Annotated in this window: 15 protein-coding genes; 8 read left to right on the forward strand and 7 right to left on the reverse strand. The window is 66.1% G+C overall.

Annotated features, from left to right (window positions below):
- Positions 1-180 (reverse strand): hypothetical protein (locus tag EN780_RS10695; protein ID WP_133372595.1); only part of this gene is annotated, 180 nt, incomplete at its 3' end.
- 210 nt (positions 181-390) lie between these two features.
- Here EN780_RS10695 and EN780_RS10700 point away from each other — a divergent pair.
- From EN780_RS10700 to EN780_RS10715, 4 genes are all read left to right on the forward strand, one after another.
- Positions 391-2,898: a heavy metal translocating P-type ATPase gene (locus tag EN780_RS10700; protein ID WP_128273600.1), complete on the forward strand. Its 2,508-nt coding sequence runs from the start codon at positions 391-393 to the stop codon at positions 2,896-2,898.
- A gap of 43 nt (positions 2,899-2,941) precedes the next feature.
- Positions 2,942-3,334, forward strand: a complete 393-nt coding sequence (locus EN780_RS10705) for a DUF305 domain-containing protein (protein ID WP_128273602.1) — start codon at positions 2,942-2,944, stop codon at positions 3,332-3,334.
- Between the two features lie 88 nt (positions 3,335-3,422).
- Complete coding sequence (locus EN780_RS10710; protein WP_128273604.1) at positions 3,423-4,268, forward strand: aldo/keto reductase; 846 nt, start codon at positions 3,423-3,425, stop codon at positions 4,266-4,268.
- A 106-nt stretch (positions 4,269-4,374) separates the two neighbouring features.
- On the forward strand, positions 4,375-5,118 hold the full coding sequence (locus EN780_RS10715) for an MBL fold metallo-hydrolase (protein WP_245499920.1): 744 nt from the start codon (positions 4,375-4,377) through the stop codon (positions 5,116-5,118).
- 9 nt (positions 5,119-5,127) lie between these two features.
- Here the strand turns inward: EN780_RS10715 and EN780_RS10720 are convergent, their stop codons facing one another.
- The 3 genes from EN780_RS10720 to mutS all read right to left on the reverse strand — a co-directional run bounded on the left by EN780_RS10720 (position 5,128) and on the right by mutS (position 9,341).
- Entirely contained in the window at positions 5,128-5,697 is a 570-nt protein-coding gene (locus EN780_RS10720) for a TetR/AcrR family transcriptional regulator (protein ID WP_128273608.1), read from the reverse strand.
- A gap of 7 nt (positions 5,698-5,704) precedes the next feature.
- Positions 5,705-6,169, reverse strand: coding sequence for a nuclear transport factor 2 family protein (locus EN780_RS10725; protein WP_127391416.1), 465 nt, complete (start codon positions 6,167-6,169; stop codon positions 5,705-5,707).
- Positions 6,170-6,626: 457 nt separating this feature from the next.
- Positions 6,627-9,341, reverse strand: coding sequence for a DNA mismatch repair protein MutS (gene mutS, locus EN780_RS10730; RefSeq protein ID WP_245499921.1), 2,715 nt, complete (start codon positions 9,339-9,341; stop codon positions 6,627-6,629).
- A 169-nt stretch (positions 9,342-9,510) separates the two neighbouring features.
- On the opposite strand from mutS, the gene EN780_RS10735 reads away from it, so the two are divergent.
- The 3 genes from EN780_RS10735 (at position 9,511) to EN780_RS10745 (ending at position 14,333) form a co-directional block, all read left to right on the forward strand.
- On the forward strand, positions 9,511-10,692 hold the full coding sequence (locus EN780_RS10735; protein WP_128273612.1) for a glycosyltransferase: 1,182 nt from the start codon (positions 9,511-9,513) through the stop codon (positions 10,690-10,692).
- 133 nt (positions 10,693-10,825) lie between these two features.
- Positions 10,826-13,105, forward strand: a complete 2,280-nt coding sequence (locus EN780_RS10740; RefSeq protein ID WP_128273614.1) for an NADP-dependent malic enzyme — start codon at positions 10,826-10,828, stop codon at positions 13,103-13,105.
- Positions 13,106-13,232: 127 nt separating this feature from the next.
- Positions 13,233-14,333, forward strand: a complete 1,101-nt coding sequence (locus tag EN780_RS10745; RefSeq protein ID WP_128273616.1) for a sensor domain-containing diguanylate cyclase — start codon at positions 13,233-13,235, stop codon at positions 14,331-14,333.
- 100 nt (positions 14,334-14,433) lie between these two features.
- Here EN780_RS10745 and EN780_RS10750 read toward each other — a convergent pair whose 3' ends face one another.
- Both EN780_RS10750 and EN780_RS10755 read right to left on the reverse strand, forming a co-directional pair.
- Positions 14,434-14,946 carry a hypothetical protein gene (locus EN780_RS10750; RefSeq protein ID WP_128273618.1) on the reverse strand — a complete coding sequence of 171 codons (513 nt, stop codon included), beginning with the start codon at positions 14,944-14,946 and terminating at the stop codon, positions 14,434-14,436.
- A gap of 34 nt (positions 14,947-14,980) precedes the next feature.
- Positions 14,981-15,226, reverse strand: coding sequence for a DUF1127 domain-containing protein (locus EN780_RS10755; protein ID WP_128273619.1), 246 nt, complete (start codon positions 15,224-15,226; stop codon positions 14,981-14,983).
- 125 nt (positions 15,227-15,351) lie between these two features.
- Here EN780_RS10755 and EN780_RS10760 point away from each other — a divergent pair, with 125 nt between their 5' ends.
- Positions 15,352-17,400 carry a BTAD domain-containing putative transcriptional regulator gene (locus EN780_RS10760; protein ID WP_245499922.1) on the forward strand — a complete coding sequence of 683 codons (2,049 nt, stop codon included), beginning with the start codon at positions 15,352-15,354 and terminating at the stop codon, positions 17,398-17,400.
- Between the two features lie 57 nt (positions 17,401-17,457).
- Here EN780_RS10760 and EN780_RS10765 read toward each other — a convergent pair.
- Positions 17,458-18,380, reverse strand: a 923-nt coding sequence (locus EN780_RS10765; protein WP_133372596.1) for a porin, incomplete at its 5' end; no start/stop codon positions are given.

The raw sequence follows: 18,380 nt of genomic DNA on the forward strand, positions 1-18,380 counted from the left end.
CAGCATGGCTTCCGCGATCTTGCGGCCATCGGCCAGCCGAGCCTTGAGCAGCTGCAGAACGGCGCCGCGCGTCGCCTGACCGGAACCGTCGCCGGCATGGGCCGCGGTCAGCTTCGTCATGTCGCCGCGCAACATCACGCCGTCGATCAGCTCGTCGAGTTTCAGGGAGATTTTTGCCATGTGCTGAGGTCGGCCTCGCCTTTCGGGCGGCGTCTATAGCGCGTTTTCGCGGTGCTGGGTATGGGGCGGCCCTGTCACGACACCGCATGATCTGCCCTGCCTTTACCGTCCGACAATGCGCCTGGCGAGAAAAATTGCGGCCGACCCTTGACCTTCCAGTTACTGGAAGCCCTACCTCGGCCTCAGATCAAGACTTAAGAGGCATTCCAGATGGCCCATTCCGACCATGACCACCACGCGCATGCCGGCAGCTGCTGCTCCGCCAAGGCCGCCGCGCCTGTCGCGGAGGCGGTCGTTCGCGATCCGGTCTGCGGCATGACGGTCGATCCGGCCGCCGGCAAGCCGACGGCCGAGCACGGTGGCCACATCCGTTATTTCTGCAGCGAGGGCTGCCGCGCCAAATTCGTCGCCGAGCCGGAAAAATACCTGACCGCGACCGATCCGGTCTGCGGCATGAGCGTCGACCGCGCCAGCGCCAGGCATTTCGTCCGCCATGAGGGCCAGGGTTTCTATTTCTGCTCGGCCGGCTGCAAGGGCAAGTTCGAGGCCGCGCCGGCCCACTATCTCGGCGACCGGCCGGCTCCACAGCCGATGCCGAAGGGCACGCAATACACCTGTCCGATGCATCCCGAGATCATCCGCGACAAGCCGGGCGCCTGCCCGATCTGCGGCATGGCGCTGGAGCCGATGGGTGTGCCGACCGGCGAGGAAGGGCCGAACCCCGAACTGGTCGATTTCACCCGGCGCTTCTGGGTCAGCGCGGTGCTGTCCCTGCCGCTGCTCGTCATCGCCATGGCGCCGATGCTCGGCCTGAGCTTCGACAGCCTCACCGACGACCGGACAAAGACATGGGCAGAGCTGGCGCTGGCGAGCCCGGTCGTGCTGTGGGCGGCCTTTCCCTTCTTCCATCGCGGCTGGGAGTCGATCCTCAACCGCAGTCCCAACATGTGGACGCTGATCTCGCTCGGCGTCGGCGCGGCCTATCTCTACAGCGTCGCGGCCACGCTGTTCCCCGACATCTTCCCGCACCAGTTCCGCGGCCATGGCGGCGCCGTGCCGGTCTATTTCGAGGCCGCCGCCGTCATCGTCGCGCTGGTCTTCCTCGGCCAGGTGCTGGAGCTCAGGGCCCGCGAGCGCACCGGCTCGGCCATCCGCGCCCTGCTCGACCTGGCGCCGAAGACGGCGCGGCTGATCGGCGCTGATGGCTCCGAAAGCGACGTGCCGCTCGATACGGTCAAGGCCGGCGACCGGCTGCGCATCCGTCCCGGCGATGCCGTTCCGGTCGACGGTGTCGTGCTCGAGGGTCGCTCGGCTATCGACGAATCGATGATCACCGGCGAGCCGCTGCCGGTCGAGAAGACCGGGGGCGACGCCCTGACCGGCGGCACGCTCAACAAGAACGGCTCGCTGGTCATGCGCGCCGAGCGCATAGGCGCCGAGACGACGCTGTCGCGCATCGTCGAACTGGTCGCCAAGGCGCAGCGCTCGCGGGCGCCGATCCAGGGCCTGGCCGACCGCGTTTCCTTCTATTTCGTGCCGGCCGTTGTGCTGGTCGCGCTCGCCGCTTTCGCCGCCTGGGCGATCCTCGGCCCGCAGCCAAGCCTGATCTTCGCCATCGTCTCGGCGGTGTCGGTGCTGATCATCGCCTGTCCCTGCGCGCTGGGGTTGGCGACGCCGATGTCGATCATGACCGCGACCGGGCGCGGCGCCCATGCCGGCGTGCTGATCAAGGAGGCGGCAGCGCTCGAGCGCTTCGCTTCGGTCGATACGCTGATCGTCGACAAGACCGGCACCTTGACCGAGGGTCGGCCAAAGCTCACCGACGTCTTCGCCGCCGGGGGCATCGCGGAAAACGAACTGCTGGCGCTGGCCGCCGCGCTTGAGAAGGGTTCGGAGCATCCGCTCGCCGAGGCGATCGTCGAGGGCGCGGTTGAACGCGGCGTGACGGTCGCCGATGCCGGCGATTTCGAGGCGGTCACCGGCAAGGGTGTGTCCGGCACGGTGGCCGGCAGCAAGGTCGCGCTCGGCAATGCGGCGATGATGGCGGACCTCGGCATCGACACGGTCTCGATTTCAGCGCAGGCGGACGCGCTGCGGAGCGAGGGCAAGACGGCGATGTTCGTCGCCGTCGGCGGCAGGCTCGCCGGCCTCGTCGCCGTCGCCGACCCGGTCAAGCCGACAACGGCGGCGGCGATCGGCGCGCTGCACGACAGCGGCTTGCGGATCATCATGGCGACTGGCGACAATGAGCGCACGGCGCGCGCCATCGCCGGCAAGCTTGGCATCGACGAGGTGCGCGCCGGCCTGCTGCCCGAGCAGAAGGGAGCGCTGGTCGAGGAACTGCGCGCCAAGGGCGCCGGCGTCGCCATGGCCGGCGACGGCGTCAACGACGCGCCGGCGCTGGCCGCCGCCGATGTCGGCATCGCTATGGGCACAGGCGCCGATGTCGCGGTCGAAAGCGCGGGGATCACGCTGGTCAAGGGCGACCTCAACGGTATCGTCAGGGCGCGCACGCTGGCCCGGGCGACGATCCGCAACATTCGCCAGAACCTGTTCTTCGCCTTCCTCTACAACGTGCTCGGCGTGCCGATAGCAGCAGGCGTGCTCTATCCGCTCACCGGCACGCTTTTGTCGCCGATGCTGGCCGCGGCGGCGATGAGCCTGTCCTCGGTCTCGGTCATCGGCAACGCGTTGCGACTCAGAACGTTGAAACTCTGAGCGAAGCCCCCAAATACGACAGTCCATCAACAGGAGATCATGGATGACCTTGGCCAAGAAGATTGTGCTGCTCTTGATGGCGGCGGGAATGCTGCTCGCCGTCTTCCTCGAAAGCGTTCCGGCGCAATCGCAGGAGATGAAGCACGACATGTCCGGCATGGCGATGGGCGCGGAGAGCCCATCGACCGCCGGCTACAAGGCGGCGATGGACAAGATGCATGCCGACATGATGGCAAATGCATATTCCGGCAATCCGGATGTCGACTTCGTCCGCGGCATGATCCCGCATCATCAGGGCGCGATCGACATGGCCAAGGTGGAATTGGCCAACGGCAAGGACCCGCAAATCCGCAAGATGGCCGAAGCGGTCATCAAGGCGCAGGAGGCCGAGATCAAGGAGATGCGGGCCTGGCTCGCGGCCCATCAGGCGGACTAGATTTGGCACGCCGGAAGTCCGGGCGGGGCTTGGGACTGGATTTCTTGCTTCGGCTGTGATGCGATCCCGCCGTCAATGAGAGCCTGCCATGGCATCTACCATCAGAACCACCATGCTGCCCTCGGGCGAACCCTTGCCTGTGCTCGGCCAGGGCACCTGGAAGATGGGCGAGGACGCCCGTCGCCGCGCCGATGAGGTGAAGGCCCTGCGGCTCGGGCTGGAGCTCGGCATGACGCTGATCGATACCGCCGAAATGTATGCCAGCGGCGGCGCCGAGGAGGTGGTGGCCGAGGCCATCGCCGGGCGCCGCGACGAGACCTTCCTGGTCTCGAAGGTGCTGCCCTCCAACGCCTCGCGCGCCGGCGTCCGGCGGGCGTGCGAGAACAGCCTCAAGCGCCTCGCCACCGACCGCATCGACCTCTATCTGCTGCACTGGCCGGGCAGCGTGCCGCTGACCGAGACCGTCGAGGCCTTCGAGGCACTGAAGGCGGCCGGCAAGATCCGCCATTGGGGCGTCAGCAATTTCGACACCGATGAGATGGAGGAACTGGTCGGCCTGCGGGACGGCGGCAACGTCCAGACCAACCAGGTGCTCTACAATCTCTCGCGCCGTGGCCCTGAGTTCGATCTCGCGCCCTGGAGCCGAGAGCGCGGCATTCCGCTGATGGCCTATTCGCCGGTCGAGCAGGGCGCGCTGGCGCGCAACACCAGGCTGGAAGCCATTGCCGCCCGCCACAACGTGACGGCCGCGCAGATCGCGCTCGCCTGGGTGATGGCGCAGCCGGGCGTCATCGCCATCCCAAAGGCAAGCAAGCCCGAGCACGTCCGCCAGAACGTCGCCGCGCTCGACATCGGGTTGACAGCGGAGGACTGCGCCGAGCTCGACCGCGCCTTCCCGCCGCCGACGCGCAAGCGCGGGCTGGAGATGATCTGACCGAAATCTGCATTCGCAATCGTGGTAAAGAGAGCAAGCGTTGGAACGAATCTCAGCCGGGCCGCATCACACGGCGTACAAGATCGGGGGCATTAGCGTCACGTCGTTGCGCGACGGCTATGTCGACATGCCGATCCGCCGACTGCGCCATCCGGGAGACGAGCCCTTTGGCGACGATCTCCCGTCGCAGGTGCCGCTCTTCGACGGCGCGCTGAGATTGTCGGTCAATGCCTTTGCGATCGACGACGGCCAAGACATCATGCTGATCGACACGGGGTCCTCGAACGCCTGGCACCCGACGATGGGGCTTCTTCCGCAGGCGCTGAGCGAGGCGAGGATCGCCATTGACCGAGTTCGGACGGTCGCTTTCACCCACACCCATCTCGATCATATCCACGGGATCGTCCATCCGGATGGCCGGGACGGTTTCCCGCAACTCACCAGGCTGCTCGTGCCTCGAGCCGAGCTCGACATGTTCCGGTCGGTAGCGAGGTTGAGCCGCTTCCATGATCGAGCAGAACCTTTGGACCCCGGGCAGCGCCTGAGCGCGAATGTCGAGGCGGTCGCGGCGCCGGGCCACGAAATTGGTCACACATGCTTTCGTGTCACGAGCGACGGCGGAACATTGTTGGTTTGGGGCGACCTCGTGCATGTGCCGTCGCTTCAGTTCGATCGGCCGGAGGTCGCATGGGAATTCGACGCTGACCAGGAGCAGGCGCGGGCGAGCCGGCTGCATATCTTGGCCCTTGCCGCCGACAATGCCTGGTGCGTGGCGGGAGCGCATCTCGATTCACCGGGCGTCGGTCGGATTTTTCGAACCGAAACAGCCTTCCGCTTCGAGCCTTTGTAGGGGTTCCGGCTAGATCTTGGCCGGAGGCTCAAGCCGCATGCGCACTCGCCGCAATGCCCTTGAAAATATAGCGAGGTCGCTGGCGGCGCGGGCAAGCGTGAGCGCACCCTGGATGACGGCGACTGCTTCCTCGGCCAGCTCGCTGGCCTCGCCCGGTCCATACCCGGATCGCGTCAGCGCTGCGGCGAGACTCGTGATCCAGCGGCCGAAATAGTCCCTTATTTGGCCGGAAAACAGGTCGCGCGAATCATCCAGCGCGAAGGCGCCGATGAGGCAAACCCGGCGCCCCGAGCGGAAGTAGCTGTCCGTCGCCTCGAACATGTGCTCGATCCCGGCCCGCGGATCGGCGTTGTCGCGCAAAGGCGCAAAGACATTGTCCTCGAACCAGCCGTCGATATGGGCAATGACGGCTCTCGCCATCTCCTCCTTGCCGCCGGGAAAGAAGTGATAGAGGCTGCCCTTGCCCAATCCCGTCGCCGCGCCGATCAGCGCCAGGCTCGCCCCTTCATAGCCGTGCTCGCGAAAGACCTCGCCGATGATGGAGAGCAGATCGGCGCGCTCGGGCGCGATCCTGCGCATAGGCGCCTTACAAGCCAAGTTCGGTCAGGCCCGGATGATCGTCGGGCCGGCGGCCGAGCGGCCAGTGATATTTGCGCTCGGCCTCGGTGATTGGCAGGTCATTGATGCTGGCGACGCGCCGGCGCATCAGCCCGGCCGCGTCGAACTCCCAATTCTCATTGCCGTAGGAGCGGAACCAGTGGCCGCTGTCGTCGCGCCATTCATAGGCAAAGCGCACCGCAATTCGGTTCTCGTTCCAGGTCCAGACCTCCTTGATCAGCCTATAGTCGAGTTCGCGCGCCCATTTGCGGGTGAGGAAACCGACGATCTCGCTGCGGCCTGAAACAAACTCGGCGCGATTGCGCCAGGTACTGTCCTCAGTATAGGCGAGCGAGACCCGTTCGGGGTCGCGGCTGTTCCAGGCGTCTTCGGCCATGCGCGCCTTCTGTGCGGCGGTTTCGGCGGTAAAGGGCGGCAGCGGCGGACGGCTCATGGCGGTGTTCCATTGGGCAATTTCGACGAGAGATTGTACCGACCGGTACAATGACGTCAAGTCGAATAGCGTGCTATGGCTTTGTCGCCTCTCGTCGAGGGTTTTTGCACGCCGACTCGGATGAGGACCAAATTTGCCTGCCTGCCTGACTGTCTGTCTGGAGCGCTGTTGTGCTGAAACAAGTTATCAGGTCGATCTTCAAAAGATACGGATACAATTTTATAAAAACAGAAAATCTATACGACATAAGAAATACGAATTATGCCTCGATAAGTATCGTAAATGAAAACAGTGATAGCGAGGATCACATCCTTTTCATGTATCTGGCGGATGAGGTCGCGAGAACGCACATCCTCTCGGAAAAGAACGTAAGAGCGCTCATGTCTTCTTGTGAAGATATATTAAATCACCAAGGCGGGCGGCCGTCAAAAATCTCTTTGAGCGTAGACTTCTCGCGCTAACTGCCGATCAATCCTTTCAGCCGGTATAGCGCTTCCAACGCCTCGCGCGGCGTCATCTCGTCGGGGTTGATGTCGCCGAGCGCGGCGCCGAGCGCGTCGTTCTTCACCGGCTTCGGCGCCTCCCGCTTCACCGCCACCGAAAACAGCGGCAGGTCGTCGACCAGCCGGTTGGCCTTGCCCGAAACCTCGCCTTCCTCAAGCTGGTGCAGCACCTCCTTGGCGCGGGCGACCACGGCTTCCGGCAGGCCGGCGAGCCGCGCCACCTGCACGCCGTAGGAACGGTCCGCCGCGCCCTTGCCGACCTCGTGCAGGAACACCACCTCGCCTTCCCATTCCTTGACCCGCATGGTGACATTGGAGAGGCGCGGGAGCTTGCCGGCCAGCGCCGTCATCTCGTGGAAATGGGTGGCGAATATCGCCCGGCAGCGGTTCTTCTCGTGCAGATATTCGACTGCCGCCCAGGCGATCGACAGGCCGTCGAAGGTCGCCGTGCCGCGGCCGATCTCGTCGAGGATGACCAGCGCCCGCTCGCCCGCCTGGTTGAGGATCGCCGCCGTCTCGACCATCTCGACCATGAAGGTCGAGCGGCCGCGCGCCAGGTCGTCGGAGGCGCCGACGCGCGAGAACAGCCGGTCGACGACGCCGATGTGGGCGCGCTCGGCCGGCACGAAGGAGCCGGTCTGGGCAAGGATGGCGATCAGCGCGTTCTGCCGCAGGAAGGTCGACTTGCCGCCCATGTTGGGACCGGTCAGCAGCCAGATGGCGCCGGCCTTGGCGCCGCCTTCCGGCGAAAGGTCGCAGTCGTTGGCGACGAACGGGCCTTCGCCCGATCGCCGCAGCGCCTGCTCGACCACCGGATGCCGGCCGCCTTCGATCTCGAAGGCGAGGCTGGAATCGACTTCCGGCCGGCACCAGGCCTCGCTTTCCGAAAGCAGCGCAAGGGCGGCCGACACGTCGAGCGCGGCAAGCGCCTCGGCGCCGGCGCGGATGCTGTCGGCTTCGCCGACAACCTCGGCCGTCAGCCGGTCGAAGGCGGCGAGCTCGATGCTCAGCGCCCGGTCGGCGGCGTTGGCGATCTTCGATTCCAGCTCGGCCAGCTCCGTCGTGGTGAAGCGCATGGCGTTGGCCATGGTCTGGCGGTGGATGAAGCGCCCCTTGGCCTCGTCGCTGCCGGTCATCGCTGCATGGTGATTGGCGGTGACCTCGATGTAGTAGCCGAGCACGTTGTTGTGCCGGATTTTCAGCGAGCGGATGCCGGTCTCCTCGATCAGCGAGCGCTCCAGCCCGGCGATCACTTTGCGCGACTCGTCACGCAGCGCCCGCATCTCGTCGAGCTCGGCATTGTAACTCGACCGCACGAAGCCGCCGTCGCGCTTCAACAGCGGCAATTCCTCGTCCAGCGCCTGGCTGAGATGGTCGTGCAGATCGCGCGGCAAGGCCTTGATCGAGGCCAGCGCCGCCGCAAGTTCCCGCGGCAGGGTGGTCGCCGCAAACAGATGCACGATTGCGTCGGCCGCCTCGAAGCCGGCGCGCAACGCGCCGAGATCGCGCGGACCACCGCGATTGAGCGCCAGCCTGGACAACGCGCGCGGCATGTCGGCGACGCTCTTCAGGCTTGTCCGCGCCGCCTGGCAGAGCCGCGTCTCGGCGCGGAAGAACGACACGGAATCGAGCCTGGCGCCGATCGCCGCCGGATCGGTCAGCGGCGCCATCAGCCGGTCGGCCAAGAGCCTCGCGCCGCCGCCGGTCACCGTGCGGTCGATCGCCTTGAACAGCGAGCCGTCGCGGCTGCCCGACAGCGTGCGTAAGAGCTCCAGATTGGCGCGCGTCGCCGGGTCGATGAACAGCGTCGAGCCGCTCTCCTCGCGCTCCGGCCGCGACAGCGGCGGCCGCTCGGCCTTCTGGGTCTTCTCGACATAGGCGATGGTGCCTGAGATGGCCGACAGCTCGGCGCGCGAAAACGTCCCGAAACTGTCCGGCGTCGCCACCGCGAAGAAGCGTGCGATGCGTCCCGCCGCCGAGGCCGAATCGAACAGCGACGGCGGCTGCGGGCTGGCGACGCGGCCGATGACGTCGAACAGCGGCTTCAGCTCGGGGTCGTAAAACACCGGCTCGGCGACGATCAGCTCGCGCGGGTCGACGCGGAAGATGTCGGCGAGCAGCCGGTCGGCGGTGGTCTCGGCGACGCGGAAGACCCCGGTCGAGATCTCGACCCAGGCCAGCGCGAAGGCATGCTCCGCCACACCTTTCACGCGTCCGAGCGCCATCAGGAAGCTCGATTCGGAAGGCGCCAGCAATTTGTCCTCGGTGATGGTGCCGGGCGTCACCAGCCGCACCACGTCGCGCCGCACCACCGATTTCGAGCCGCGCTTTTTGGCCTCCGCCGGGTCCTCGGTCTGCTCGCAGACGGCGACGCGGAAGCCTTGCGCGATCAGCTTCTGCAGATAGTCATCCGCCGCATGCACCGGCACGCCGCACATCGGAATGTCGTGGCCCTGGTGTTTGCCGCGCCGGGTCAGCACGATGCCGAGCGCGCGGCTTGCTTTCTCGGCATCGTCGAAGAACAGCTCGTAGAAATCGCCCATGCGGTAGAACAGGAGCGAATCCGGGTTCGCCGCCTTGATCTCGATATACTGCTCCATCATCGGCGTGACGCCGCCCACTGCGGGCGCCGGCGCCATCGTGTCCGGGGCGTCGTTGTCGGTCGGCATGTGCATGTTCATTGGGGCACGCTAGCAGATGTGGTTGCCGGGTTTAATGCCGGCCGCTCGAAAAGCAGGGGAAGACCGCGTCGCTCCGGCCAGCGGCGGCCAAGGCGTGCCGGCATTGCAACGCGCCGGTGGCCGGCATAATCATCCACGGAGCTCGGGGGCGGGGTCGATGGACAGGTTCGGTCAGGAATCATTCGAGGAGATGGTCGGGTCGGCCGGCACGCCGCTCGAACGCCTGCAGCGGCGCGCCGGCGACAGGCTGGGCCGTCTCCGTCACTCGGTGCAAAAGCGACTGCCTTTCCTGCTTCCCGACCGCGGCCCGCTGTCCGGCCTCGGCGGCGGCATGAAGGTCGCGATCCATGTGCTCAGCCATGATCCGCTGCTGATCTACATGCCGATCGGCGGCGAGCGCCCGCTCAGCTCGATAGCGGCGATCGGCCGGCACCTCGCCTCGCGCCGCGCCGCATTCCTGCTGATGCCGAGCTGGACACTCGAACGGCCGCACGTCATCGCCAGGCTCGGCCAGGACATCGCCTGGTATCGCGAGCGCTTCCCGCTCCACGAGCTGATTTTTCTCTGCAACAACGAGGCGGAGCGCCGCCTCGTTGCCGCGGTCGGGGGCACGGCGATTTTCTCCAACCACAATCTGATGGTCTCGGAGGACATCTTTCGGCCCCTGCCGGATGTCCCGGTCGAATTCGATGCCGTCTACAACGGCCGCATCTCGAACACCAAGCGCCACTATCTCGGCTTCGACATCGAAAGGCTGGTCCATATTGCCATCTCGATCGGCGAACTGCCGCCGGCCGGCGACCGCGCCTTCATCCGGCGCCTGCAGGCGCAGTCGCCGCTGCACCGGATCGCCAATCCGATCGTCGATGGCCGGACCGGCCGGCTGACGCCGCAACAAGTCAATCGCGTCTACGCCCAGGCCGCGGTCGGGCTCTGCCTGTCGGCCGTCGAGGGGGCGATGTGCTCGAGTATGGAATATCTCATGGCCGGGCTGCCGGTGGTGAGCACGCCGAGCGTCGGCGGCCGCGATGTCTATTTCGATCCGGACTATTGCATCATCGCCGAGCCCGAACCGGCGGCCATCAGGCGCGCCGTCGAAACCTTGCGCGACCGCGCCATACCGCGCGACGAGATCCGCAGCCGCACCATGGCCAAGGTGTGGCCGCAGCGGCGGGAGCTGATGGAATTCCTGTCGGCGTTGCGCGAGCGCATGGGAAGCGCCGAGCCAACGCTTTCGCAATGGCCCTTTCCCGGAACCGGGTCGTTGCGGCGCTACGGAACGGTACGCCAGCATGCGCGCGAGATCGCGGCATCCGCGGCGGCTGCGGGACGTTCCTGAGCGGCTTCGTCGGAGTAGGGCGAGCTTTGCCGAGCTTGCCGGTTTACAGCGGCGGCCTCTGGCCTTAATCCGGAAGCTCAATAACATGGCGCCCATCTCAAGGGCGCCGCACCGGTGAGGAAATCAAGAGATCATGGCCAGGAAAACCGAAAACAGCGGTCCGTCCGTCAGCGCGCAGGAGGCGCTGGAATTCCACGCCATGGGCCGCCCCGGCAAGCTGGAGATCGTCGCCACCAAGCCGATGGCGACGCAGCGCGATCTCAGCCTCGCCTATTCGCCGGGCGTCGCCGTTCCGGTTCGCGCCATCGCCGAGGATCCGAGCCGCGCCTTCGACTACACGACGCGCGGCAACATGGTCGCCGTCATCTCCAACGGTACCGCCATTCTCGGCCTCGGCAATCTCGGCGCTCTCGCCTCCAAGCCGGTGATGGAAGGCAAGTCGGTGCTGTTCAAGCGCTTTGCCGACGTCGATTCCATCGACCTCGAGGTCGACACCGAGGACGCCGACGAGTTCATCAACTGCGTGCGCTTCCTCGGCCCCTCCTTCGGCGGCATCAATCTGGAAGACATCAAGGCGCCGGAATGCTTCATCATCGAGCAGCGGCTGCGGGAATTGATGGACATCCCCGTCTTCCACGACGACCAGCACGGCACCGCGATCATCTCTGCAGCCGGCCTGATCAACGCGCTGGAGATAACCGGCCGCGACATGAAGACCACCAAGATGGTCTGCAACGGCGCCGGCGCGGCCGGCATCGCCTGTATCGAGCTGATGAAGGCGATGGGCTTTTCGCCGGAAAACATCATCCTGTGCGACACCAAGGGCGTCGTCTTCCAGGGCCGCACCGAGGGCATGAACCAGTGGAAGTCGGCGCATGCCGTCAAGACCGAGGCGCGATCGCTGGCCGAGGCGCTGGACGGCGCCGACGTCTTCCTCGGCCTCTCCGCCAAGGGCGCGCTGACCACCGCCATGGTCCAGTCGATGGCCAAGAACCCGATCATCTTCGCCATGGCCAATCCCGATCCCGAGATCACGCCCGAGGAAGTGGCCGAAATCCGCACCGACGCCATCATGGCCACCGGCCGTTCAGACTATCCGAACCAGGTCAACAACGTTCTGGGCTTCCCCTACATCTTCCGCGGCGCGCTGGATGTCCGGGCCACCACCATCAATGACGAGATGAAGATCGCCGCCGCCCGCGCGCTGGCCGAGCTGGCGCGCAAGGACGTGCCCGACGACGTCGCCGCCGCCTATCAGGGCAACCGGCCGAAATTCGGCCCCAACTACATCATCCCGGTGCCGTTCGACCCGCGCCTGATCGCGGCGATCCCGCTGGCTGTCGCCAAGGCCGCGATGGAGTCCGGTGTCGCCCGCAAGCCGATCCTCGATCTCGGCCGCTACGCGCAGGAGCTTTCCGCCCGCCGCGATCCGATCGCCTCGACGCTGCAGCGCATCTACGACCGCGTGCGCCGCCAGCCCAAACGCATCGTCTTCGCCGAGGGCGAAGAGGAGCAGGTGATGCGCGCCGCCGTCTCCTATGTGAACCAGAATCTCGGCACCGCGATCCTGCTCGGCCGCGACGACGTCATCAAGGAAAACGCCAAGCACGCCGGCATCGAGCTGAACAAGCAGGGCATCGAGATCATCAATGCCAGGCTGTCGCGCCGCAACGGCATCTACACCGACTATCTCTATGAGCGCATGCAGCGGAAGGGTTTCCTGTTCCGCGACTGCCAGCGCCTGATCAACAACGACCGCAACCATTTCGCCGCCTGCATGGTGGCGCTGGGCGATGCCGACGGCATCGTCACCGGCGTCACCCGCAACTATTCGACCGCGCTCGACGACATCCGCCGCGTCATCGACGCCAAGCCCGGCCACCGCGTCATCGGCGTCTCGATCGTGCTCGCCAGGGGCCGCACCGTCGTCGTCGCCGACACCGCCGTGCACGACATGCCGAACGCCGAGCAGATCGCCGACATCGCCGAGGAGGCGGCCGGCTTCGCCCGCCGCATGGGCTACGAGCCGAGACTTGCCATGCTCGCCTACTCGACCTTCGGCCATCCGCAGGGCGAGCGCTCCGAGCGCGTGCAGGAGGCGGTGCGCATCCTCGACAAGCGCCGCGTCGATTTCGAGTATGACGGCGAGATGGCGGCCGACGTGGCGCTCAACGCCCGCGCCATGGCGCAGTACCCGTTCATCCGGCTGACCGGCCCGGCCAACGTGCTGATCATGCCGGCGTTCCACTCGGCCTCGATCTCGACCAAGATGCTGCAGGAGCTCGGCGGCTCGACCGTCATCGGCCCGCTGCTGGTCGGCCTCAACAAGCCGGTGCAGATCGTCTCGCTGAATGCCAAGGATTCAGACATCGTCAACATGGCGGCGATCGCGGCCTACACGGCGAGCAACTGAGAAGCGGTGCACTAAGGGCGCATCGCCATAACAGATTGATAATACTCACCTGATATAGAAGGCCTCTTGCCGACTTGCCGTAACGGCATCTACGGCGCGCTCAGACCGCCAACTCGGGGGTGCGGCCATGAAGCATGACGGGGTTTCTGCATCCGCGGTCGGCCAGGGGGGCCACCACGACGAGCGGCTGGACGCGCTGCTCAGCATCACCGGTCGCATGGACGGCTATCTCTACCGCTGCCGCAACGACCAGTCCTACACGATGCTCTATATCAGCGACGGCATTTTCACCGTCAGCGGCTACCGGCCGAGCGATTTCATCCACAATGCGGTGCGCGACTACGTCTCGGCCATCCATCCTGACGATCTCGCCGCAGTCTACGCCGCCGTCGACAACGCGCTCGAGGCGCGCTGCAACTGGAACGTCGACTACCGCATCGTACCCAGGGTCGGCGAGCCGCTCTGGGTCCGCGAGATCGGCGGCGGTGTCTGGGACGAGGCCGGCGAGCTCGAATTCCTCGAGGGTTTCGTCGTCGATATCAGCGACCGCAAGGTCGTCGAGGACCTCAACGCCCAGCTGCTGCTCGACCTCAAGGCTGCCAACGAGGAACTGTCGGTGCAAAAGCGCGAGATCGAGCTGGCCAAGCAGCAGAGCGACCATTCGGCAAACCACGATCTCCTGACCGACCTGCCCAACCGGCGCGCCTTCCACAACGAGCTCAAATCGGTGATCGGCCGCTGCGCCGCCACCGGCGACGCGGCGGGTCTGCTGTTCATCGATCTCGACCGCTTCAAGGAGGTCAACGACACGCTTGGCCACGAGGCCGGCGATGCGCTCTTGCAACGCGTGTCGGACAAGCTGCGCACGATCCTGCGTAGCGCCGACTTCGTCGCGCGGCTCGGCGGCGACGAGTTCGCCTTCCTGTTCTCAGGCAAGCCGGACCAGGCCAGAGAGAAGGCGGTGCGCGTGGCGGAGCGCGTGCTGGAGCGGCTGCGCATCAAGGTTCCGGCCCCGAACGGCGACATCCAGGTCGGCTGCACCGTCGGTGTCGCCATCTATCCGACGGAAGCCGCCGATCCCGACGCGCTGGTCGCGCTCGCCGACCGGCTGATGTATGTCGGCAAGAAGGAAGGCCGTGGCCGGCTGGTCACTTCCGACCAATTGGCGCTGGAGCGGTCCGGGGCCAGCGGCGGCCAGTCGTCGCGCCGCCAGCGTCGCATCGCCTAGCCCCGACGGGCGGGGCATTCATCGACCAGGACGGACCGGCCGAGAACCTTCCCCCCGCAAGGCGAGGGGAAGGCAAGGCATTTGAAGGCGTTGCGAAACCCTACTCCCAGTCGCGGCAGGCGAGATAGGCGTGCTTCCAGAAGCGCCAGCCGGTCACCTTCCACTTCCAGAATTCATAGCCGCAGCCGCCGTGGTCGGAGGCCACGATGGTCACTCCGCCCCAGCCCCAGGCGCCGTGCTTGTGGTGGCCGTGATGGTGGCCGCCGTGGTCGGGCTTGCAGCCGAAGAGCTCGCACGGCAGTTTCTTGTGCTTGTAGAGGTCGGGCGGACCCGACTTGCAGCCGTTGGGCACGCAGTCGATCTTGGCGTGGATGCGCGGCTGCACCCTGTCGACCAGCGACGGCAGCCTGCTCGCCGCCTTGAAGCCGCCGGGGCTGGGTGCGGGGCGGCCATGCACATTTACCCCGCCGCCCTGCGTCACCGCATGCGCGATGCCGTGCTTGACCTTGAAATCTCCGGCATGGGCGCCGCTCGTGAGCGCGCCGCCACCGACGATCGCCGCCAGCACGATGACGGCGCCGGCGAGGTTGGACGTATTTGTCTTGGTGAACATCTCATCGTTCCTTGGATTTGTTTGTTTGGTTGGCTCAGGCGAGGCGACTGGCCGGCTTGATGCCGAGCGCGACGACGTTGAAGATCTCGTCGCGGCCAACGCCGATGTCGCGGAGCAGGCGGTCGTCGAAGCCGCCGACATGGCGCAGGCTGCGGCGAACGGCTTCATCCCGCGCCGCGTCGCTGAAGGAGCGCGTGATGGTGCGGCGCAGGATGCCGGACATCCATCCGGCCGGCGTCGCGGCTAGGGGCAGGGTGTCTTTCATGCTATGCAGGGTCATTGGTCTTCTCCGGTTTGGCGCGATCTCCGTGATCGCTATGGGCCGGATATCGGCGACGGCCGGGAAGCCGGCGTTCGCGAAGCGTGAAATCTTCGGGAAATCGTCGCGAAAAGGAGCTGTGGCGGGTGGGGGAAAGCGTCCCGGCGCATGACAGGGCGAGCCCGACGACCGATCGCGGGCCGTTCGAACTGTGCCTGCTGGGCGGGTTTTCGCTGCGCGACGCGGCCGGGCAGCCTGTCGAACTGCCGACACGCAAATGCGAATTGCTGCTGGCCTATCTGGCCATGCCCGCCGGGCGGCTGCATGGCCGCGACAAGCTGGCGGCGCTGTTCTGGAGCGATCGCGACGAGGAGCAGGCGCGCGGCAGCCTGAGGAAGGCGTTGTCGTCGCTGCGCGCCGCGCTCGGACCGCAAGCGCTCGGCGGAGACCGCGATGCCGTCACCCTCGATCCGGCCGCGCTTGCCGTCGACGCCGACCGGCTCGCCAGCCTTGCCAGCAACCCGGCCGGGATAGACGAAGGCGCTGCTCCGATCTGGCGCTACGGTGAATTCCTCGAAAGCCGTCCGTCGGCCAGCGCCGAGTTCTCCGACTGGCTGACCTTCGAACGCACCCGCTGCCGCAATCTGGCGCAGACCGTTCTCGAAGGCATGGCGCTCCGGTTGGCCGATGCCGGCGACCTTTCGCAGGCACAGTCCGTCGGCCAGCGCCTGCTCGCCATCGACAATCTGCGCGAGGAAAGCCACCGGCTGCTGATGCGCCTCTACGCCAGGGCAGGCGAACGCTCGCGTGCCTTGGCCCAGTTCCAGGGTTGCCGCGAACTGCTCAAGCGCGAGCTCGGCGTCGAGCCGTCGCAGGAAACAGTGCGGCTTTCGCGCAAGATCGCGTCCGATGCTGCTTCGGTGGGGGATGAGGCCGTCCGTCCGCCGGACGGCCCTGTTTCCCCAATGGAGCAGGCTACCCCGGCCCCTAGCTGGCCGACGGAGCGGCCGCGCGGCTTGTCGATCGCCGTCCTGCCCTTTGCCGGCAAGAGCGACGGCGAGCAGGATTTCCTCGCCAACGGCATCTCGCAGGACATCATCACGGAATTGTCGCGGCAGCGCGATTTCCTGGTCATCGCGCCGCAGTCGACCGTCGGCTATGGCAGCGGCGCCGGCGAGGCCGGCATCGCCGCGCGCGACCTCGACGTCAGATACATCCTTGCCGGCAGCGTGCGGCGCGGCGGCGACCAGCTTCGCGTTGCCGTGCAGCTGATCGATGCGTCCGGCGACCGCTGCGTCTGGGCGGAGCGCTATGACCGGCCGGCGCAGGACGTCTTCGACCTGCAGGACGAGGTGGTGAGGCGCATCATCGCCAACATCGACGCCGAGGTGCGGGCGGCGGAGCGCGAAAGCGCGGCGCGCAAGCGGCCGGAAAATCTCGATGCCTGGGAACTGTTCCATCGCGGCATGTGGCATGCCTACCGGTTCACCAGGGACGATCATCAGCTGGCGCAGGGGCATTTTGAGCGTGCCCTCGAGCTGGAGCCGGGGTTCAGCCTGCCCAATGCCGGCCTCGCCTATGTCTGTCTGTCGGCGGTGACCTGGCACTTCACTACCGATGTCGGGCAGACGCTCGGCGCCGGCATAGCGCAGGCCGAGAAGGCGCTGGCGCTAGATGCCGGCGACGCCTTCAGCCATGTCGTGCTCGGACGCCTGCTGACCTTCATCGGCGATCGGCCGCGCGCCGCCCACCATCTTTCGATGGCGATCGATCTCAGCCCGAGTTTCGCGCAGGCCTATTTCGGCATGGCGCAATTGCATTTCTGGTCGGGCAGGCCGCGCGAGGCGCTGCATCATATCGGCCAGGCGGTGCGGCTGAACCCCAGGGATCCGCTCGGCTCGATGTTCATGACGCTGCAGTCGTTCTGCCACTATTGGCTGGACGATTTCGCCGCCGCCGAGGCTGCCGCCCGGCGTGCCACCGCGCTCAATGCGCGCGAGACCTGGTCGAGGCTGGGGCTGGCCGCCGCCCTTGTCGCGCTCGGCCGCGCGGAGGAAGCCAGGACCGTCATCGCCGAGGCAAGGCGCATGGACCAGGGGCTGACGGTCGCCTCGTTCGACGCGGTCGTCGGCCAGGTGCCGGACGATCTGCGCCAGCGGGTCTATTCAGCGCTTAGACGGGCAGGGTTGAGCTGAAAAGACAAAGGCCCGCAGCGACATGCTGCGGGCCTTCTTTCGAGACTGTAGAACCGATCAGAACGAGCGCTGGAAGCGGAGGATGCCGCCGACGCTGTTTTCCTTGTCGGCTTTGGTCCAGTTGGTGACGGTGTCCTCGCCGACATGCAGATAGTCGACTTCGGCCGTGATCTTGAAGCCCTTGACGATTTCATAGGCAACGTTGGCCGCGACGCCGAAGTTCTTGCCTTCGTCATAGGAGAGCTGGGCGTTGAGCGAGGTCTTCTCGTTGATGGTATAGGTGCCGCCGCCCCAGATTGCCCAGTTGCCGCTCCACTGCTTGTAGAAGCCGCGACCGTGCGCGTCGATGACGTTTCCGGCGTCGTCGTTGAGATTGTCGTCGGTGCCGTAGCCGCCCATGATGAACAGCGACAGGTTGTCCATCGGCTTGACGTCGAGACGAACCTTGCCGGCGACTTCTTCATAGTTGCTGTCATAGGCGACGACGCCGGTGATGGCGCCCCAGCCCTGCGTGTACTTCACGCCGCCGACGACATGCGGAACATAGCTGTCGATCGTCCCGACGACGCCAGAGCCCTCTTCGAGAGAGACCACGGCCGAGAAGCCGTTGCCAGCGTCGAAGTAGTACTGGACGACGTTGGTGTCGAAATCGCCGTACGGAACCAGCGTATCGTTGATGACGGCGCCCGCGTAGCCGATGAACGAATCGAAGGCCGATTCGTCCTTACCGACGCGCAGACCACCGAGCTGGATCCAGGCGAACTTCACCGAGACGCCTTTGTCGACGGCGGGATTGCCGGAGGCGAGGGTGCCATAGCCGTTGCTGTTGCCGAAGTTGAAGCGCATTTCGGTGTAGGTCTTCAAGGTGCCGAGTTCGGTTTCCTGGCCGGTCCAGGTCTTGAAGGTGAAGCGGGCATTCTTCTTCCAGGTGTCCTGCTGGTCACCGTCCTGGTGGTCGAAGGACTTCGCGCCGTCGAAGG

This window comes from Mesorhizobium sp. M4B.F.Ca.ET.089.01.1.1 (assembly GCF_004022605.1).
Classification (GTDB): domain Bacteria; phylum Pseudomonadota; class Alphaproteobacteria; order Rhizobiales; family Rhizobiaceae; genus Mesorhizobium; species Mesorhizobium abyssinicae.